This is a genomic window from Kribbella jiaozuonensis (genome assembly GCF_005233875.1).
Lineage (GTDB): Bacteria > Actinomycetota > Actinomycetes > Propionibacteriales > Kribbellaceae > Kribbella > Kribbella jiaozuonensis.
Window position 1 is genome coordinate 1,412,925 of sequence record NZ_SZPZ01000001.1, and the last position, 18,175, is coordinate 1,431,099.

General features: G+C 67.6%; 18 protein-coding genes. 10 read left to right on the forward strand and 8 right to left on the reverse strand.

All coding sequences use genetic code 11. The annotated features are described in order from the left end of the window. Positions 1-134: 134 nt before the first annotated feature. Positions 135-833 carry an SRPBCC family protein gene (locus FDA38_RS06805; RefSeq protein ID WP_137253181.1) on the reverse strand — a complete coding sequence of 233 codons (699 nt, stop codon included), beginning with the start codon at positions 831-833 and terminating at the stop codon, positions 135-137. After that, the gene (locus FDA38_RS06810) at positions 830-1,399 is read right to left on the reverse strand and encodes a winged helix-turn-helix domain-containing protein (protein WP_137253182.1); all 570 of its coding nucleotides are present in this window, start codon (positions 1,397-1,399) and stop codon (positions 830-832) included. Before FDA38_RS06810 ends, FDA38_RS06805 begins: the two co-directional genes overlap by 4 nt. 79 nt (positions 1,400-1,478) lie before the next feature. Between FDA38_RS06810 and FDA38_RS06815 the strand changes: the two genes are divergently transcribed. The 9 genes from FDA38_RS06815 to FDA38_RS06855 all read left to right on the forward strand — a co-directional run bounded on the left by FDA38_RS06815 (position 1,479) and on the right by FDA38_RS06855 (position 11,306). After that, positions 1,479-2,396 carry a nucleotidyltransferase domain-containing protein gene (locus FDA38_RS06815; protein WP_137253183.1) on the forward strand — a complete coding sequence of 306 codons (918 nt, stop codon included), beginning with the start codon at positions 1,479-1,481 and terminating at the stop codon, positions 2,394-2,396. Beyond that, entirely contained in the window at positions 2,386-3,141 is a 756-nt protein-coding gene (locus FDA38_RS06820; protein ID WP_233714561.1) for a nucleotidyltransferase domain-containing protein, read from the forward strand. The genes FDA38_RS06815 and FDA38_RS06820 overlap by 11 nt, the downstream gene beginning before the upstream one ends. 204 nt (positions 3,142-3,345) lie before the next feature. Then, positions 3,346-5,469, forward strand: coding sequence for an alpha-galactosidase (locus FDA38_RS06825; protein WP_137253184.1), 2,124 nt, complete (start codon positions 3,346-3,348; stop codon positions 5,467-5,469). Between the two features lie 137 nt (positions 5,470-5,606). Further along, on the forward strand, positions 5,607-6,449 hold the full coding sequence (locus FDA38_RS06830; RefSeq protein WP_137253185.1) for a carbohydrate ABC transporter permease: 843 nt from the start codon (positions 5,607-5,609) through the stop codon (positions 6,447-6,449). Further along, positions 6,446-7,345, forward strand: coding sequence for a carbohydrate ABC transporter permease (locus tag FDA38_RS06835; protein ID WP_233714562.1), 900 nt, complete (start codon positions 6,446-6,448; stop codon positions 7,343-7,345). Before FDA38_RS06830 ends, FDA38_RS06835 begins: the two co-directional genes overlap by 4 nt. Before the next feature lie 8 nt (positions 7,346-7,353). Continuing rightward, the gene (locus FDA38_RS06840; RefSeq protein WP_137253186.1) at positions 7,354-8,715 is read left to right on the forward strand and encodes an ABC transporter substrate-binding protein; all 1,362 of its coding nucleotides are present in this window, start codon (positions 7,354-7,356) and stop codon (positions 8,713-8,715) included. Positions 8,716-8,897: 182 nt separating this feature from the next. Beyond that, the gene (locus tag FDA38_RS06845; RefSeq protein WP_137253187.1) at positions 8,898-9,449 is read left to right on the forward strand and encodes a DUF1707 SHOCT-like domain-containing protein; all 552 of its coding nucleotides are present in this window, start codon (positions 8,898-8,900) and stop codon (positions 9,447-9,449) included. Then, positions 9,446-9,859: a hypothetical protein gene (locus FDA38_RS06850; RefSeq protein WP_137253188.1), complete on the forward strand. Its 414-nt coding sequence runs from the start codon at positions 9,446-9,448 to the stop codon at positions 9,857-9,859. The genes FDA38_RS06845 and FDA38_RS06850 overlap by 4 nt, the downstream gene beginning before the upstream one ends. After that, a complete protein-coding gene (locus tag FDA38_RS06855; protein WP_233714563.1) occupies positions 9,852-11,306 on the forward strand; it encodes a multicopper oxidase family protein in 1,455 nt (484 codons plus the stop codon). The genes FDA38_RS06850 and FDA38_RS06855 overlap by 8 nt, the downstream gene beginning before the upstream one ends. 259 nt (positions 11,307-11,565) lie before the next feature. Here FDA38_RS06855 and FDA38_RS06865 read toward each other — a convergent pair whose 3' ends face one another. From FDA38_RS06865 to FDA38_RS06885, 5 genes are read right to left on the reverse strand one after another with little or no spacing between them, the layout of a single operon-like run. After that, positions 11,566-12,663 (reverse strand): sulfite oxidase, encoded by a 1,098-nt coding sequence (locus FDA38_RS06865; protein WP_137253190.1) that lies wholly within the window; start codon positions 12,661-12,663, stop codon positions 11,566-11,568. A 44-nt stretch (positions 12,664-12,707) separates the two neighbouring features. Then, positions 12,708-13,316 carry a response regulator transcription factor gene (locus tag FDA38_RS06870; RefSeq protein WP_130444881.1) on the reverse strand — a complete coding sequence of 203 codons (609 nt, stop codon included), beginning with the start codon at positions 13,314-13,316 and terminating at the stop codon, positions 12,708-12,710. A 10-nt stretch (positions 13,317-13,326) separates the two neighbouring features. Then, complete coding sequence (locus FDA38_RS42920) at positions 13,327-14,463, reverse strand: sensor histidine kinase (RefSeq protein ID WP_137253192.1); 1,137 nt, start codon at positions 14,461-14,463, stop codon at positions 13,327-13,329. 17 nt (positions 14,464-14,480) lie between these two features. Beyond that, a complete protein-coding gene (locus tag FDA38_RS06880) occupies positions 14,481-15,215 on the reverse strand; it encodes an ABC transporter permease (RefSeq protein ID WP_137253193.1) in 735 nt (244 codons plus the stop codon). Beyond that, positions 15,212-16,114, reverse strand: coding sequence for an ABC transporter ATP-binding protein (locus tag FDA38_RS06885; RefSeq protein WP_137253194.1), 903 nt, complete (start codon positions 16,112-16,114; stop codon positions 15,212-15,214). Before FDA38_RS06885 ends, FDA38_RS06880 begins: the two co-directional genes overlap by 4 nt. 174 nt (positions 16,115-16,288) lie before the next feature. Here FDA38_RS06885 and FDA38_RS06890 point away from each other — a divergent pair, with 174 nt between their 5' ends. After that, positions 16,289-16,780 (forward strand): DUF1269 domain-containing protein, encoded by a 492-nt coding sequence (locus FDA38_RS06890; RefSeq protein WP_137253195.1) that lies wholly within the window; start codon positions 16,289-16,291, stop codon positions 16,778-16,780. Here the strand turns inward: FDA38_RS06890 and FDA38_RS06895 are convergent. Beyond that, positions 16,777-18,063, reverse strand: coding sequence for a hypothetical protein (locus FDA38_RS06895; RefSeq protein ID WP_137253196.1), 1,287 nt, complete (start codon positions 18,061-18,063; stop codon positions 16,777-16,779). The genes FDA38_RS06890 and FDA38_RS06895 overlap by 4 nt on opposite strands. Positions 18,064-18,175: the final 112 nt, after the last annotated feature.

Below are 18,175 nucleotides of genomic sequence, written 5' to 3' on the forward strand. Positions count from 1 at the left end.
CGGAAGGCCTCTCTCGCCGGAGTTCGGTGATCTCAGGACCCCCACCAGATCACCGTCGGCGTCAAGGTACTCCCGGGTAACCCCATCCCGGTAGACCGAGAGTGCTGACACGTTTGCGCCCTGTCACCACCGTGTCAGCCGAGGAGGTTGAGTTCCTCCGGCCAGCGTTGCTGCCACCAGGCGCGCCAGCGGGTCTCGATCGCGTCGCGGTCGACGTCGTCGTACAGCGACAGGATCGCCATCGTGGCGCCGTCCGGCTTCTGCTCGCCCGGCGGGATGTGGCTCAGCACCAGCAGACCGTTGCCCCAGGCATCTACCGTCACGCCGACCTGATGCTCGCTGGTATACCAAATTTCACCTTTGATGGGTTGACCAACGAGCTCGAGCTCGACCGGTGTGCCGGCTTCCTGCGCCGGGATCCCGAGCTCGGCGATCGGAGACACCGCGCCCGTGCCGGAGAAGAACAGCGTGCGCCGGGGCTCGCCCGGATGCCGCTCGACCGCGAACCGCAGTTGGTGCAGGAAGGTGATCCAGCCCTCGGTGACGTCGTCGTAGTACGCCTCCCACTCAGGGTTGGCGCCACGCGGCGCGCGAGTCAGCGTGACCCGGGATCCACCCTCGAACGGCTCGACCTCGAACCGATCCCCGTGGCCGAGCGTCAGCGTCGTACCGTCCTCGGTCGTCTCGGTGAAGTAGATGAGGTCGATCTCCTCCTCCAACCCGCCCTGCGTCCCCTCGTACTCCCAGCCGTGCCAGTGCCGGATCTTCTCCTTGTTCCGCAGGGCGTCCCACACGACCTCGACCGGCGCCGCCACGGTGACCACGATCTTCATGACTCTCCTTCGGTACGGCGGGGTGCCGGATGACCGCCCGCGATCAATCGGTACGGCCGCCCGCCTTCGCTGTCGAACTGCTCGACGACCTGCTGAACTGCCGCGGTCAACGCGTCGGTGAACCGGTGCACCTCACCCGGCTCCGCGAACCGCACCTCGGCTTCGAGCGTGAACGTCAGCAGCCGCTTCCCATCAGCGTCGGCCGCGTTCTGCATCCGCGCTACGTCGCGCACAGTGCCTGCGGCGACCTCGACGAGATGCTCCGCGGCGTACTGATCCTGAATCTCGGTGAACGCATGACCCATCACGCCTGGATCGACCACCAAACTGGCTGACGCGCGCAGGATCCGCTCGGTGAACCCGCGCCGCTGCCGCTCCTCGACGAGCTCGACCAGCCCGGCCTTCTCCAGCTCACGGAGGTGGTAGTTGACCCGCTGCCGGGGCAGGTCGAGCGCGGCCGCCAACTGGGTCGCCGACGCCGGCTCGCGCAGTAACTCGAGCAGCCGTCGGCGGATCGGCGACAAGGCCAACCGCACCTTTTCCGGCTCTTCGACATAGCGCAGCATGTGCCCAATCTCTAATTGACAGGAAAATTTGTCAAGGGGATGCGGTGCAGCGATCCTTCCGTGGGGGAGCATGGGCGGCATGTCTGTGCGAGGGCCGCAGTTGCCGGTGGGGACGCAGGTGGTTATCCGGGTCGCGGCGCCCGATGACCAGGGCGGTACGGCGCAGCGCGGGGCGACCGGGCGGGTTGCCGGCATCACCGCGGACGGGCGGTATACCGTGCGGCTCGTCGACGGGCGGGAGACGGTTGCGCGACGCGATCAGCTCAGTCTGCGGACGGCATACCAGGACGAGGCGATCGAGCTCGAACTGCCGGATGGGGACCGACTGGTCCGCGAACACACGATCTACGCGGCCGTCGTCGGATCGCGGGCGTTCGGACTGGACACGGACGCGTCGGACACGGACACGCGCGGGGTGTACGTCGCGCCGACCGAGGCGTTCTGGTCGCTGGCCAAGCCGCCGACGCATGTGGACGGTCCGGAGCCGGAATGGTTCTCGTGGGAGGTCGAGCGGTTCTGCGAACTGGCGTTGAAGGCCAACCCGAACCTGCTCGAGGTCCTGCACTCGCCGCTGGTGGTACGCCGAACTCCACTCGGCGAGGAGTTGGTCGGCTTGCGACAGTCGTTCCTCTCGCAGCTGGTATACCAAACCTATTCGGGCTACGTGCTCAGCCAGTTCAAGAAGCTCGAGGCGGACTTCCGGCGAGACGGTTCGCCGAAGTGGAAGCACGTCATGCATCTGATCCGGCTACTGCTCGCCGCCCGCAGTCTGTTGCTGGAGGCAACGTTGGCCGTCGACGTCGGACCGCATCGCGACCGGCTGCTCGCGGTCAAGCGTGGCGAGGTGCCGTGGCAAGAGGTCGAACGCTGGCGTCTGTCGTTGCATGAAGAGCTGGACGGTGCACTCCAGCGAACGGCTCTCCCGGCGACGCCCGATGTCGCAACGGTCGACGAGTGGTTGCGGTCCGTACGAAAGAGGAGCCTCGGTGACGCGTGACATGCGGCATCTCGACTACGCCGAACTGCGCACGATCATGGGTGAGCAGCCGTACCCCCTGGTCTTTGCGACGGTTTCGGGTGCTCACCTGTACGGCTTCCCGTCCCGCGACTCCGACGTTGACCTGCGTGGGGTGCATGTTCTTCCGGCCGCTGAGGTCGTCGGGCTGCGGACCGGGCCGGAGACGCTCGATCGCACCTGGTTCGAGAACGAGGCCGAGGTTGACCTGGTCACCCACGACCTGGCCAAGTTCGCCCGGCTGATGCTGCGCCGCAACGGCTATGTACTCGAGCAGGTGCTGTCGCCGCTCGTGGTCATCAGTACGCCGGAGCATGCCGAGCTGGTGGAGCTTGCGGGTGGCTGCATCACCAGATGGCATGCGCATCATTACCGCGGCTTCGCGAAGACGCAGTGGGAGTTCTTCCTCAAGAACGGCGAGCTCAAGCCGCTGCTGTACACGTTCCGGGTGCTGCTCACGGGCATCCACCTGATGCGGACCGGTGTCGTACAGGCTGATCTGCGGGAGTTGCTCGACGGGGCGCCGGCCTATTTGCCTGAGCTGATGGCAGCCAAGGCCGAGGCCGAGCATGCGCCGGTGAACGGTCCGTCGGGGGAGCGGCTGTCCGAGGATGTCACTCGCCTCCAGACCACCCTCGACGAGGCGGAGCAGGCGAGCCACCTCCCCGACCGCCCGACAGCCGAGCCCGCCCTGCACGACCTCCTCATCCGCACCCGCCTCGGCTAACCGACTAACCCCGCTCGCCGGTGCGCACGCCCGGTAGTGGGGGCCGTGCAGTGGGTTGTGGGCTGGATAACGGTTGCCGATGGCTGGGCTGACAACGCTGGACAGTCGTAGGGTAATTACTTAACTTCGTGAAGCATTGACATTGAGGCTGGCGGGGTAAATAGTTCCGTCCTGAAATCAATCAGAAAGCAGAGTGAATCAACAGTGTCGAACATCGAGATCCTGCAGCTCCGGGCCGGCGCGGTCAGCCTGGTGCTCGACTGCTCCGGTCCCGGCCTTCCGTCCGTCCTGCACTGGGGTGCGGACCTGGGTGAGCTGACCGAGAGCGCTCTGCTGGAACTGCGCCGCGGCGCGGGTGCGGTCCAGGACGGCAACGGCCTGGACGAGAACCGTCCGATCGCGATCGTCCCGGAGTACTCGGCCGGCTGGTTTGGTATACCAGGCCTGAGCGGGCACCGCGACGGGCACGACTTCTCCGCCAGCTTCCAGCTGACGAGCGTCGCGCAGACCGGCAACACCGTGCAGGTCGACGCCGCCGACACCGAGGCCGGCCTCGATCTCAAGCTCACCATCGAGCTGACCGACTCCGGCCTGCTGCGCGCCAAGGCGGATCTGACCAACACGGCCGCGACGCCGTACACCGTCGACGGGCTGCTGCTTGCGCTGCCGGTGCCGACCGAGGCGACCGAGCTGCTCGACCTGACCGGCCGGCACATCGGCGAGCGCCACCCGCAGCGCCACGAGTTCACCCAGGGCGCGCACATCCGCGACAACCGCCGCGGCCGCACCGGCGCCGACGCGACCCTGCTGCTGTTCGCCGGCACCCCCGGCTTCGGCTTCAATGACGGCGAGATCTGGGCCGTACACACCGCCTGGAGCGGCAACCACCGCTCGTACGCCGAGCGCGGCATGAGCGGGTACGCCGTCATCGGCGGCGGCGAGCTCCTGCTCCCAGGCGAGGGTCGCGTCCAGCCGCAAGGTACGTACAGCACCCCGTGGATCTACGGCTCGTACGGCGTCGGCCTCGACCAGGTCTCGCACCGCTTCCACGACTACCTGCGCGCGCGGGCGAACCACCCGAAGACCGAGCGCCCCGTCGTACTGAACACCTGGGAGGCCGTGTACTTCGACCTCGACCTGGACAAGCTGAAGGCGCTCGCCGACGCGGCCGCCGAGGTCGGTGCCGAGCGGTTCGTCCTGGACGACGGCTGGTTCCGCGGCCGCCGCGACGACCACGCCGGGCTCGGCGACTGGTACGTCGACGAGGGGATCTGGCCGAAGGGCCTGCATCCGTTGGTAGATCACGTGAAGGGCCTCGGCCTGCAGTTCGGCCTCTGGGTCGAGCCGGAGATGGTGAACCCGGACTCCGACCTGGCGCGCGAGCACCCGGACTGGATCCTCGCCACCGGCGACCGGCTGCCGCCGACCGCACGCCACCAGCAGGGCCTGAACCTTGGTATACCAGCCGCCTACGACTACATCCTCGAGCGGCTCGACAGCATCCTGTCCGAGTACGACATCGCCTACCTGAAGTGGGACCACAACCGCGACTTCGTTGACGGCGGCAACCAGTTGACGGGTACGGCGGGCATCCACGAGCAGACCCTCGCGGTCTACCGGCTGATCGACGAGCTCAAGCGCCGGCACCCGGGCCTCGAGATCGAGTCCTGCTCCTCCGGCGGCGCCCGGGTCGACCTCGGCATCCTCGAGCGCACCGACCGGATCTGGGGCAGCGACAGCAACGACGCCCTCGAACGGCAGACCATCCAGCGCTACACCCAGCTGCTGCTTCCGCCGGAGCTGATCGGCTGCCACGTCGGCCCGCCGCGAGCGCACACCACCGGACGTACGCAGACGTTGTCGTTCCGCGCGACCACCGCGCTGTTCGGACACTTCGGTATCGAGTGGGACATCGCGTCCGCCAGCCCCGAGGAGCGCGAGGAACTCAAGGGCTGGGTCGCGCTGCACAAGCAGCTGCGACCGCTGCTGCACACCGGTCGCGTGGTCCGTTCGGACCGCGGTCCCGAGGACGTACTCGTCCATGGAGTCGTCGCGCAGGACGGCGGGCGCGGCGTCTTCAGCGTCGTACAGGTCAAGCAGTCCGTGACGTCCGCCGTCGGACGGGTCAGGCTGCCCGGACTCGACCCGCAGCGGACGTACCGGGTCAGTAAGGTCGCGACACCCGGACCCGAGTCGCGGTCCGCGGCCTGGTCGGTCGACGGTGGAAGTGTGGAGTTGAACGGCGCCGCCCTCGCCTCGGTCGGAGTACTCATGCCCGTGCAATGGCCCGAGAGCGCGATCTTGCTGGAAGTTACAGCGATCGGGTAAGCCCGCCCGATCGCCAAACAGAAGAGGAGATCCCCGTGACCGCCACCACCAACGCACCACCCGACACGAGACAAAGTCACGGGGACTCCGGAGCACCGCCGGGGAAGCGACGAAGCCTGGGAGATCTGAAGGTGGCGATGATCTTCATCGCCCCGGCCACCCTCGGCTTCGTCGTGTTCTACATCTGGCCGACGCTGCGCGGCGCGTACCTGAGCTTCACCGAGTACAGCCTGCTCTCGGCACCGAAGTTCAACGGGCTGGCCAACTACGACCGGATGATCCACGACAGCTTCTTCTGGAACGCGCTCGGCGTCACGGTCGAGTACGTCGTGATCAACATCGGCCTGCAGACCGTCCTGGCGGTCGGGATCGCGATGCTGATGTACCGGCTGACGAAATCGATCACCGTCCGCGCGATCATCCTCGCGCCGTACCTGGTCGCGAATGTCGTCGTCGCGCTGGTCTGGTACTGGATGCTCGACGTGCAGGTCGGCGTCGTGAACACGTTCCTGGGGTGGGTCGGGATCGACCCGGTCGCGTTCTTCGGCGACTCGCACTGGGCGATCCCGACCGTTGCCGGGATCAACGTCTGGCGGCACATGGGGTATACCGCACTCCTGGTCTTCGCCGGACTCCAGACGATCCCGTCGTACGTCTACGAAGCGGCCGAGGTGGACGGGTCGACCGAGTGGAAGACGTTCTGGCGGATCACGTTGCCGCTGTTGCGGCCTGTTCTGGTGATGGTCCTGGTGGTCACCATGATCGGGTCGTTCCAGATCTTCGACACCGTCGCGGTGACGACCCAAGGCGGTCCGATCAATGCGACACGGGTGATCTACTACTACATCTACGAGCGGGCATTCACGCGATTCGACTTCGGGTACGCCTCGGCGATGGCGCTGGTGCTGTTCGCCATCCTCGCGGTCGTCTCGCTGGTCCAGTTGCGGTTGCTGCGGGCGCGGGAGAGTGATCTCGCATGAGCATGTCGACTACTTCTGTGCGGCAGGTAAGCGTTGGGCGTGCTGTTGCCTGGGTCCTGTTGTTCATTCTGCTGATCGTCACGCTGTTCCCGTTCTACTGGATGCTGCGGACGGCGTTCTCCGACAACACCCAGTTGCCCGGTCACCCGAATTCGCTGCTGCCGGTGGAGACCACGCTCGGCGCGTTCAAGCGGGTGCTCGGGTTGTCGAGTATCGAGGAGGCGCAGGCCCAAGGCGGCTCCGGTGCGGCGGTCAACTTCTGGCTGTACCTGCGAAACTCGTTGGTCGTGGCAACCGTCACGACGGTATGCCAGGTGTTCTTCAGCGCGATGGCGGCGTACGCGTTCGCCCGGCTGCGCTGGCCCGGCCGGGACAAGGTGTTCGCGCTGTTCCTGGCCGCGCTGATGGTGCCGCCGATCTTCACCACGCTGCCGAACTTCGTGCTGATCAAGAACCTCGGCCTGCTGAACAGCTTCGCCGGCATCATCCTGCCCGGCGCGTTCATGACGCCGTTCGCGATCTTCTTCCTGCGGCAGTTCTTCCTCGGGATCAACCGGGAGCTGGAGGAGGCCGCGATGATCGACGGCGCGGGACACCGGCGGATCTTCTTCGGCATGATCATCCCGCTGAGTGCGGCGCCGATCGCGACGCTGGCGATCCTGACCTACATCAACTCGTGGAACGACTACTTCTGGCCGCTGCTCGTGGGTCAGCAGGAGAACGTCCGCGTGCTGACGGTCGCGCTCGGAGTGTTCCGGTCGCAGACGCCGCAGGGCGGCCCGGACTGGGCCGGGCTGATGGCCGCGACGCTGATCGCGGCGCTGCCGATGATCATCCTGTTCCTGGCGTTCGCCAAGCGGATCACGAACTCCATCGGCTTCTCGGGGATCAAATGATGAACCAAATGAATGCAACGCCGTCACGAAGGACGCTGCTGAAGGCCGGACTGGCCGCGCTCGCCGTACCGTCGCTTGCCGCATGCAACAACGGCGCCGCGGCGCGCGGTCCCGGCGAGGTCATCTACTGGCTGTGGGACTCCGCTCAGCTGCCGATGTACACCGAGTGCGCCAAGGTGTTCCACGAGCAGAACCCGCAGTACAGCGTCACGATCGAGCAGTACGGCTGGAACGACTACTGGTCGAAGCTGGTGACCGGGTTCATCTCCGACACGGCGCCGGACGTGTTCACCGGGCACTCGTCGAAGTATCCGCTGTTCGCCGCCAAGGGGCAGGTGCTGCCGATCGACGAGTACGTTGCCAAGGACAACGTTGATTTGAGCATCTACCAGAAGAGTCTCGCCGATCGCTGGATCGGTGCCGACGGCAAGCGGTACGGACTGCCGAAGGATTGGGATACCGAGGTCTACTTCTACAACAGCGCGTTCACCGAGGCTGCCGGGATCAGCACCGAGCAGCTCAACTCGATGACCTGGAACCCGCAGGACGGCGGGACCTTCGAGCAGATCGTCCGCCGGTTGACGGTGGACTCGAAGGGGCGTCGCGGCGACCAGCCCGGGTTCGACAAGGAGAACGTGAAGGTCTACGGGCTCGGGTACGCCGATGCCGGCGGTGGTGACGGGCAGACCAGCTGGAGTTGGTATACCGCGATCAACGGCTGGAAGTACTCCGAGGGCGAACCGTGGGGTACCAAGTTCTTCTACGGCGACCCGAAGTTCACCGAGACGATCGGGTGGTGGCGGGGCCTGATCACCAAGGGCCTGATGCCGACGTACGCGCAGGCGAAATCCGGCGTGGACGTGACGACCTCCTTCGGCGCCGGGAAGTACGGGATGACGCCGAACGGCTCGTGGATGCTCGGGACGTACGGGCAGCTGAAGCAGGTGAAGACGAAGCTGGCGCGGTTGCCGATCGGTCCGATCGGGAAGCGGATGTCGATGATGAACGGTCTGGCGGACACGATCTGGGCCGGGACGAAGCGGCGTGACGCGTCGTGGGCCTGGGTGAAGTTCCTCGGTTCCCAGACCGCTCAGGACATCGTCGCGAAGGCAGGTGTGGTGTTCCCGGCGGTGGCGGCGAGTATGCCGGCGGCGAAGGCGGCGTTCGCCAAGAGCGGATGGGACGTCACGCCGTTCCTGGAGCCGGTCGAGGCGGGCGACGTGTTCCCGTACCCGGCCAATCCGAATGCGGCCGACGTGACCGCGGTGATGACGCCGGCGATGGAGTCAGTGATGTCGTTCGAGGCCGAGCCGTCGTCGCTGGCGAAGGCGAACAACGACGTGAACAAGATCCTCGCCGTGAACAGCTGAGGGACCGCCTGGGGGTTCACCCTGGGCGGGCCTACGCCCGGGGGAGTACGCCGTACTGCGTCGGTAGGCGCAGGGTGCTCCTCCGGGGGTAGGTGAGGTGTCGCCGCTGAGGCGACGCGGAGACGGGGGCCGGAACGACAACCTTGGTGCCATCGGAGAACCGACGAGCATCGAGGAGCATCATGAGCGACGACAGGCCGGGCGGATCGATCCGCATCGGCGACAGTGAGCGTGAGGACGCGGTCAAGCGTCTGGGCGAGCATTACGAAGCCGGCCGGCTGAGCGCCGAGGAGCACTCCGAGCGGGTCGAGCAGGCGCTGCGGGCACGCACCGAGGCTGACCTGGACGGGCTGTTCACCGACCTGCCGGGTGCACACCAGGCTGCAAGCGAGGCCGCGAGTGAGAGCGGAGCCGGCGAAGGCTGGGCCGGCCCGTGGGGCTGGCGCAAGCCGCCGTGGACGGCACCGCAGAACGCCGCAGGTGCCGGCAGACCGGCCGCGGGCGGATCAGGTGGCGGGGCTGATGGGCCGTTCGGGGGTTCGCGGCCTGAGTGGGCTCGGCGTGGGTTCCTTGGGCGGATTCCACTGCCGTTGCTGATTGTGCTGGGTGTGGTTGGCGCGCTGGCGTCGTTCGGGTGTGTGGTGTTCGGCGGGCATCCGCCGTTCCTGCCGATCGTGTTGATCGTGGCGGCTGTGATCGTCGTCCGGAAGCGTCGGATGGAGCGCCGGGCATGAGGAAGGTATACCGGACGCTCGGTCTGTTGATCGCGATCGCGGTCGTGCTGCAGATCGCCTCGATCGCGCTCGCCGGGTTCACGATCGCGAAGGACGCCGACGACGGGACCGCGATCGGGGCGGACTACACCAACTTCGGGGAGAGCTACCACAGCATCGCCGGTACGGTGATCGGTCTGCTCGCACTGGTGTTCCTGATCGTCTCGTTCCTGACCGACGTGCCGCGTGGCCGGGTGCTTGCCGGGATCGTGGTCGGCCTGGTGGTCCTGCAGTTCCTGCTCGCGGTGGTGTCCTTCGGGGTCCCGGCGCTGGGCGTGCTGCACGGGATCAACGGGCTCGCGATCGCGGCTGTGGCAAGCATGGGGGCGCGGCGGGCCGCCGTACCCAACCAGCCCGTGACCAGTGGCTGAGGTCAAGAAGCGGCGATGGGGCCGGCTGGTCGCACTCGGGATCACCCTGGCGGTACTCGTACCGCTGGGGTATCTCTGGGCGACCAGCCTGGTCCCGGGCTCGTACAACCCGGCAGAGATGGGGTACGCCGACTACGGCGGCGGACCGTCGATGCCGATGGAGCACATGCAGCACAGCGGGACGAGCGTCGCGGATCTGACCGGACCGAAGACTGGTATACCAAATGTGAACGTGACGCTGACCGCGCGGAAGCAGAAGTTCCAGCTGGCGTCCGGGGAGACGGTCGACGGGTTCACCGTGAACGGGACGTCGCCGGGTCCGCTGATCCGCGCGCGGGTGGGTGATCTGATCCAGGTGACGTTCGTGAACGAGTCGGTCCCCGACGGCGCCACGTTGCACTGGCACGGGATCGACGTACCGAATGCCGAGGACGGGGTCGCCGGGGTGACGCAGGACGCCGTACCGGTGGGCGGGAAGCATATGTACCGGTTCAAGGCGACGGCGGCCGGGACGTACTGGTACCACTCGCATCAGGTGTCGGCGGACGAGGTGAAGGGCGGCCTGTTCGGGCCGATCGTGATCGCGCCGGCATCACCTGGTGAGGTCGTCGCGACGATCCACACGTACGACGGCAAGCGGACCATCAACGGCCGGACCGGGACGGGGCGCGTTGATCTTCCGGCGGGTACGACGGCGCGGGTGCGGGTCATCAACACCGACAACGCGATCCTGCGGGTGGGTCTGGTTGGTATGCCATTCAAGGTGGTCGCAGTTGACGGCCGCGACATACACGGACCGACGCCAACCACGGCTGCGTATCCGTTGGCCGCCGGCGGGCGCGTCGACCTGGAGGCAGGCGTGCCGGCCGGTGGGATGCGATTGGACGCGGGTACGTCGTCAACGTCGCTGGCGATCGGACCCGCGGACCCGCCGAAGGCCGAGCTGCCGGCCGACAACGTCGACCTGCTGACCTACGGGACGCCAGCACCGCTCGGCTTCGACCCAGCGAAGGCGAACCGCAACTTCGAGTACCGGATCGGCCGGAGCGCGGGCTTTCTGGATGGCATACCAGGGCTGTGGTGGACGATCAACGGGCACAAGTTCCCCGACGTACCGATGTTCATGGTCGCCGAGGGGGACATCGTCAAGATGAAGATCTCCAACACCAGCAGCCAGGCGCATCCCATGCACCTTCACGGCCACCACGTCGTCGTCCTGTCCCGCAACGGCGTCGCCGCGACCGGCTCACCCTGGTGGACCGACACCCTCGAGGTCGGCAACAAGGAGACCTACGAGATCGCCTTCGTCGCCGACAACCCCGGCCTCTGGATGGACCACTGCCACAACCTCCCGCACGCCTCCCAGGGCCTGGTCACCCACCTCATGTACGAAGGCATCACCACCCCGTACCAGGTAGGCGGCCACTCCCACAACGAACCCGAGTGAGTCAGGACGCGAGCTGCGCGAGACGCGAGCACGCGGCGTCGAGCGCGGCTTGCTGGGAAGCGTAGGAGCCGTACCACAAGGGGTTGTCCGGCTGGGGGTCCAGTTGGTCGTCTACGTCGGCGTACCACTCTTGTGAGGTTCTGAAGACCCGTGCGTGTAGATGGTTTTCGTTCACCGCCACCACTCCTGGAGTGAGAACCGTGTACCTCTCCAGGATGTGGTGTGGGTCCGGCGGAAACGAACAACGACACGCGGGTTTTCAGGTCACGAGGACGGTGATGCGCTGGGCGGTGTTGTTGCTGAAGCCGCCCCGGTTCCAGTCGGCTTCGATTGGTTGCTCTCGGCCACTTGCGTCGTAGGCGCGGACCGTGAGCACGTGCTCGCCGGGGGTGGCCTCCCAGTCGTAGGCGAAAGCCCGCCAGGCGAGTTCGTCGTTGCCCAGGGCATCCAACGTGGCCTCGTGCCAGTTCACGCCGGCGTCGGTGCTGACCTCGACGCGTTCGATCGGCGCCCAGCCGGACCAGGCCCGCCCGAACAGCGGAACGGTGCCTGCGGCAACGAAGCGGTGGCGGCTCATGAAGTCCGGGAACCCCGGCGGTACGAGCAGCGCCCGCGGCTCGATCCGGGTCACCGGACGGCCCGGATCGTCGGGGCGCTGACGGATCACGTAGGCGACCGCGTTCTGGAACCCGTCGAACTCGTGGTCGATCAGCTCGATCGACCGCAGCCACTTCACACTCGCCATCCCGTACCACCCCGGCACGACGAGACGCAGCGGGTACCCGTGCTGCGGCGGCAGCGGCCCGCCGTTCATCTCCCACGCGACGATCGCACCCGAGTCGATCGCCTCCGTGAGCGACAGCCCGCGCTGATAGTCCTGTACGACGCCACGCTCGACCCCGCGATCCGCGCCGGTGAACACCACGTCCACGGCATCCTCGCGAATCCCGGCCAATCGCAGCAGATCGGACAGCAGCACGCCGGTCCACTCCGCCGTACCGACCGCTTCCGACAGCCACGGCTGGCTGATCGGCCGCGGCTGCAGCGTGGCGCGACCGTTGCCCGCGCACTCCAGTGTGACCCGGATCGTACGGCGTCCCATCGCGCGCAACTCGGTCAGCCCGAACGACAACGGTTGCTCGACGCACCCGTTCAGCTCGAGCCGCCAATCGCCCGCGTTCGTTGCCGGTATGTCGTAATGCACCAGCACGTAGTGCAGCCCCGGCGGCGTCACGTCGTACCGCAGGCTCTCCAACGGCATGCCGTGGTTCCGCGCAGCCAGCTGCAACTCGTCGGCGGTGATCCCCTCACCCGTATCCGCCAACCGGCCCCGGACACTGAATTCCTCGATCGACACCACAAATCCCACCCCCTGGCCCAACCCTAGAGGGTTGGGGCCTCCTACAACCAGCCGTTGTCGACCGCGATGCGGGCGGCTTCGGCGCGGGTGCGGGCACCGGTCTTACCGATTGCGGCGGAGAGGTGGTTGCGCACCGTCCCCTCGGACAGGTGCAGTTCCTTGGCGATATCGGCGACTGTCCCGCCCTCGCGAGCGGCCCGCAGCACGTCGGCCTCGCGCCCGGTGAGCGGGCTCGTGCCGGCGACGAGGGTCTCCGCAGCGAGTGACGGATCGACGACGCGCAGCCCCTGGTGCACCCGCCGTACGGCGTCCGCCAGCTGCGTCGCGGGCGTGTCCTTGACGACGAACCCGGCCGCGCCGGCCTCCATCGCGCGGCGCAGGTACCCGGGCCGGCCGAACGTGGTCACCATCAGCACCCGCACCCCGGGTACGGCGGTCCGCAGCGCGGCGGCCGCCTCGATCCCGTCCAGCCCCGGCATCTCCACGTCGAGCAGCGCGACATCGGGCTGGGAGTTCTTCGCGGCATCGATCACCTCGTCACCGCGACCGACCTCGGCCACCACCTCCAGGTCGGGCTCGAGGTCGAGCAGCGCGGCCAGGGCCCCACGCACCAGCGCCTGGTCATCGGCGATCAGCAGTCGGATACTCACAGGTCCATCCTCACAGGCCGACGCGAACTGCGAGCCGGAACCCACCGCCGGGCGCCTGACCGACCTGCACACTCGCACCGGCCTGGTCCGCACGCTCCCGCAGCCCGACCAGCCCGTGCCCCGACGCGCCACCACCCGGCGTCGGTCCCTTCCCGTCATCCAGTACTTCGATCTGCGTCGCCGTGATCCGGATCGTGCACCGCTTCGCGCCGGAGTGGCGTACGACGTTCGTCACGCCCTCCCGTACCACCCACGCGAACAGCTCCCGGTTCTCCTCCGGTACTTCGTCCATCGTGGTCGGCAGGTCGGCCTTGATCTCGGCGGCCTGCAACGCGGCCCGCGCCGAGACCAGCTCACCGGCCAGGCTCAGCTCGCGGTACCCGGCGACCGCGGCCCGTACGTCGGCCAGCGCCGCCCGCGCCAGGCTCTCGACGTCCGCGACCTCGGCGGCCGCCCGGGTCGGGTTCGCCTCGATCAGCTTGCCGGCCAGCTCCGCCTTCACCGTGATGACGGTGAGCGAGTGCCCGAGGATGTCGTGCAGGTCGCGGGCGAAGCGGTTCCGCTCCTCCTGCACAGCCAGCTCGGCCATGTCCTTGCGGGCGGCGTTCAGCTCGATGCTGCGCTGGATCGCCCGCCGCAGTCCGAACACCGCCAGCGCGCCGAGGAAGATCGCGAAGCCGTAGCTGCCGTCGTCGGTCCACCCGGGCACCACCCGCAGCGAGACCTCGGTGCCGGCGAGCAGGACCGCGACGAACGCGACGGCCGCCCGGAGATCCAGCAGCATCATCGCGACGGAGGCGATGTAGACGAGGCCCGTGAGCGCGGTCTGGCCGGCCGTCGGGATCATCAGCAGGCAGAGCGTGAGCATCAGGCCCAGGTACGCGACCTGCTGCCAGACCCTCAGCAGGTGCTTGCGGGCCATCCGGCGCAGGATCCCGAAGAACCCCAGGTAGCTGGCCGCGAACAGGATCACCGTCAGGAACCCGAGGACCTGGGTGACCCCGTCCTTGCGCTCCGCGATCTTCTGCAGCGGCTGCGCCAGGTAGAACAGCCAGACCCCCGCGGCCAGCCAGCCCCAACGGCCCGGTCCGGCGCCGACGCGGTCGGCCATCCCGTCCAGGACGCTGGGTCTGCGGTTGGTCGTCACGGTGGTCACGGTACCGGTCAGGCGCGGGCGGTGTCGGCGCGGAATCGGCGCAGCCCGATGAATCCGAGTACGACGGTCCAGGCGAGCACCACGAGCAGCGCCTGGGTGTCCACCCCGCCCTGCGTCAGGGCGCTGCGGGAGGTCAGTCCGGTCCAGTACGCCGGGGTCAGCTGCGCGATGTGCTTCATGATCGACGGCATCTGGTCGACCGGCAGCCACAGGCCGCCGAAGGCCGCGATCAGCATCGTGCTCAGACCGGTGATCGGCTGCACGCTGTCCGGCTTGGCGACGTACCCGATGACCAGGCCCAGGGCGGCGAACGGCAGGGCGCCCAGCCAGGACACCATCGCGACCATCGCCCACTGGCCGGCGTCCAGATGCACGTGGCCGACGGCCATGCCGAAGACGAACACGACGAGCAGCGGCGGGATCGCCAGCAGCAGCGACAGGATCACCTTGTTGACGACGTACGCCTGCGGCTTCAGCGGGGTGAGCCGCAGCGTGCGGTTCCAGCCGCCGTCGCGCTCGGCCGCGATCACGCCGCCGCTGCTCATCGCGGCGGACATCGAGCCGAACATCGCCATACTCACCATCACGTACGCGATCGCGGAGATCCCGCCCTCGGTGGCGTCCTTGGGGATCGTCAGGCCGAAGATCATGAACAGCACCAGCGGCATCAGGATCGAGAAGATCAGCACCCGGCGGTTCCGCAGGGTGCGGCGGATGTCGAAGATCAGGTAGTTGCGGTTCATGCCAGGGTCTCCTCTTGGGCCGCGCTGATCGCGAGGACGGCGTCCTCCAGGTCGGCGGACGTGACTTCGATGTCGTGGGCGGTGGTGTTCTCCAGCAGGTGCCGCAGCGTGTTGTCGGAGTCCGCGCACTGCATCAGGACGACCTCACCGCGGGTCTCGACATTCCGTACGCCGGGCAGCGACGCGAGCGCGGCGAGATCGGCGCCGGGGATCGTGGCGCGGATGGTCCGGCCGGACACGCTCGCCTTGATCTGTGCGGCGGTGCCGTCGGCAACGACCTTGCCGTTGCGCATCAGCACGACGCGGTCGGCGTACGAGTCCGCCTCCTCGAGGTAGTGGGTGGCGAACAGGACCGTGCGGCCGCGGGCGGTCTCGGCGTGCATCGAGGCCCAGAAGTCACGGCGGGACTCCACGTCCATACCGGTCGTCGGCTCGTCCAGCACGATCAGGTCGGGCTGCGGGATGATCGCCATCGCGAACCGCACCCGCTGCTTCTGACCGCCGGACAGCGCCTTCATCGTCCGGCCGGTGAGGTCCGCGATACCGGCGCGCTCGAGCGCCTCCTGGACCGGCATCGGGTCCCTGTGCAGGCCGGCGACCAGGTTCAGGAGTTCGCCGACCTTGGCGTCCTCGATGATCCCGCCGCTCTGCAGCATCACGCCGACCTGACCCTGGGCGATCGCGTCGGTCGGCGTACCGCCGTACACCTGGACCGTGCCGTTGTCCGGCTTCACCAGGCCGAGCAGCATCTCGATCGTGGTCGATTTGCCCGCGCCGTTCGGCCCGAGCAGCGCCACCACCTCACCGGCCCGGATGGTCAGATCCACCCCGGCGACGGCCTGCACGTCCGCATAGTTCTTGGTCACACCCCGCAGGCTGACCGCAGTCGTTGTCGTCATACCCAGAAGCTTGTCCGAGGACGTCGTACACCCCCTGGATCGCTCGTCACGACCCACCCATGACATCCGTCAGCCCAACTATTCGCCCGGGCCGACCGTCCACTCAGTGAAGAGGAGGTGGTTGAGGTGGTCGAACTACGGGCACGAGTGGGAGGGTGGCAGGGGAGGACCGAGATGGCGACGTTGACGGTGTGGAAGTTCGAGACCTGGGACGGGGCCAACCAGGCGATCGGGACGCTGGAGAGCCTGGCCAAGCAGAAGCTGATCCGGGTGCATGATGCGGCGTCGGTCTCGTGGCAGCCGGAGAAGAGGCGGCCGCGGACGCGGCAGGTGCGGAACATGACCGGGCCGGGCGCGGTCGGCGGGGCGTTCTGGGGGATGTTGTTCGGGACGATCTTCCTGATGCCGTTCGCGGGGGCCGCGATCGGGGCCGCGGCGGGTGCGGTGGCCGGACGGCTCATCGACGTCGGGATCGACGACGACTTCATCAAGGAAGTGCGGGCTCAGGTGACGCCGGGTACGTCGGCGCTGTTCCTGCTGTCCAGCGACGAGGAGACGGACAAGGTCCGTGAGACCTTCAAGAAGACAAGGCTCCGCGCCAAGCTGATCCACATCAAGCTGAGCGACGACCAGGAGTCCGCCATCCACGAGATGTTCGACAACTAGACGTCCGGGTGGGCTGACACGAAGCTCTTGAAGGCCGAGTACGGCGGGTCGAGCGGCGTACCGTCAGCCTCGGTCAGACCCCACTGGGTGCCGCCGTCGAGCTCGTAGAACATCGCCGACCGGAACGCCTCGGTGGTGCGGTGGGAGCGGAACTCGGCGAGCTGACTCTGGATGTACGACGCCCGGTGCGTGGTGCCCTGGTTGGGATCGGAGTTCCACTCGGTCATCATGAACGGCTTGCCGTAGCGGGCCTTCGCGTAGACCGGGAGATTGAACGACGGGCCGGCGCCGTCGGCGCCGATGTGGAAGATGTCGCCGTCGCCCTCGTAGTTGTGCCAGGTGGTGATGTCCCAGCGGATCTGCGGGTAGCCGCCGGAGCCGTCCGGCTGCAGGCCGTCCCAGAGCGCGTCCGCGGCGCCGATATCGGACTTGCAGAAGTTGATGCCGCACGCCGCTGACGGCTGCACGGTCTTCACGCCGTCGATCAGGCCCTTCATGAAACCGCGCATGATCGGCCAGTTCGTGTTGTTGAAGTCGATCGCCTTGGTGCCGGCGTCGGCGACGTGGTCCGGCAGGATGATGTACGGATCCCGGGTCAGCTCGTTGCCGCACTCGTACATCGTCACGCCGTACGGCGCGAACGCCTGCGCGACCTGGGTGCTGATCGCGCGTGCGGCGTTGTACGCGTCCGACTCGGTGCCGTACGCCAGCGCTCCGCTCGCGTCGCGCAGGCCGGCGTCGATCACCGGGAACGTGTGTTTCCCGACGCTGTTCAGGTGACTTGCGATCGCGGCGGCGCGGCCGATCGTGCTTGCGTCGCCGCCGGTGTTCACGCGGAAGACCGATGCGCCTAGTCCGGACATCCGGTCCGCGATCACGGCCGGCGAGAGCTGGGTGTCGTAGTGCCCGTTGACGCCGTACATCAGACCGGCCGGGGCGGAGAGTGCGGTTCGCGGATCGGTGACCTTGCGCCAGACGTCGTTGAAGCAGACGTACCACTGGCCGCCGGTGCCGCAGTGGTACACCCGGCCGCCGTACCAGAGCAGGACGGAGACGTTGTAGGTCTCGCCGACGGTCGAGCCGTTGCGGTAGATGACGCCGCCGGAGACGGTCCAGACGGCGCCGCCGATGTCGGTGATCGAGGTGGCCGACGGGATGGTCGTGCCCTCCGGCGAGGCGTTGGGCGAGTCGCCGGCAGCGGCGTACGGCGTACCTACGGCGGTGGTGATGAAGGCGGTGGCAGCTGCCGCACCGAGCAGCACGCGACGCGAGACCTGTTTCATTTCCGGCTCCCATCTGGAGGGAGATGCGCAATTGTTTGCGCAGCCAGCATGAGCGCCGGCAATCAAACCGTCAAGAGCTCGCAATGCACCGTTGACAAAGTTGTCATCCCGG

Bases quoted from the DNA above. Each gene is read 5' to 3' on its own strand.
- FDA38_RS06805 (WP_137253181.1), bottom strand. From the start codon at position 833: ATGAAGATCGTGGTCACCGTGGCGGCGCCGGTCGAGGTCGTGTGGGAC.
- FDA38_RS06810 (WP_137253182.1), bottom strand. From the start codon at position 1,399: ATGCTGCGCTATGTCGAAGAGCCGGAAAAGGTGCGGTTGGCCTTGTCG.
- FDA38_RS06815 (WP_137253183.1), top strand. From the start codon at position 1,479: ATGTCTGTGCGAGGGCCGCAGTTGCCGGTGGGGACGCAGGTGGTTATC.
- FDA38_RS06830 (WP_137253185.1), top strand. From the start codon at position 5,607: ATGATCTTCATCGCCCCGGCCACCCTCGGCTTCGTCGTGTTCTACATC.
- FDA38_RS06835 (WP_233714562.1), top strand. From the start codon at position 6,446: ATGAGCATGTCGACTACTTCTGTGCGGCAGGTAAGCGTTGGGCGTGCT.
- FDA38_RS06840 (WP_137253186.1), top strand. From the start codon at position 7,354: ATGAATGCAACGCCGTCACGAAGGACGCTGCTGAAGGCCGGACTGGCC.
- FDA38_RS06845 (WP_137253187.1), top strand. From the start codon at position 8,898: ATGAGCGACGACAGGCCGGGCGGATCGATCCGCATCGGCGACAGTGAG.
- FDA38_RS06850 (WP_137253188.1), top strand. From the start codon at position 9,446: ATGAGGAAGGTATACCGGACGCTCGGTCTGTTGATCGCGATCGCGGTC.
- FDA38_RS06880 (WP_137253193.1), bottom strand. From the start codon at position 15,215: ATGAACCGCAACTACCTGATCTTCGACATCCGCCGCACCCTGCGGAAC.
- FDA38_RS06885 (WP_137253194.1), bottom strand. From the start codon at position 16,114: ATGACGACAACGACTGCGGTCAGCCTGCGGGGTGTGACCAAGAACTAT.
- FDA38_RS06890 (WP_137253195.1), top strand. From the start codon at position 16,289: ATGGCGACGTTGACGGTGTGGAAGTTCGAGACCTGGGACGGGGCCAAC.
- FDA38_RS06895 (WP_137253196.1), bottom strand. From the start codon at position 18,063: ATGAAACAGGTCTCGCGTCGCGTGCTGCTCGGTGCGGCAGCTGCCACC.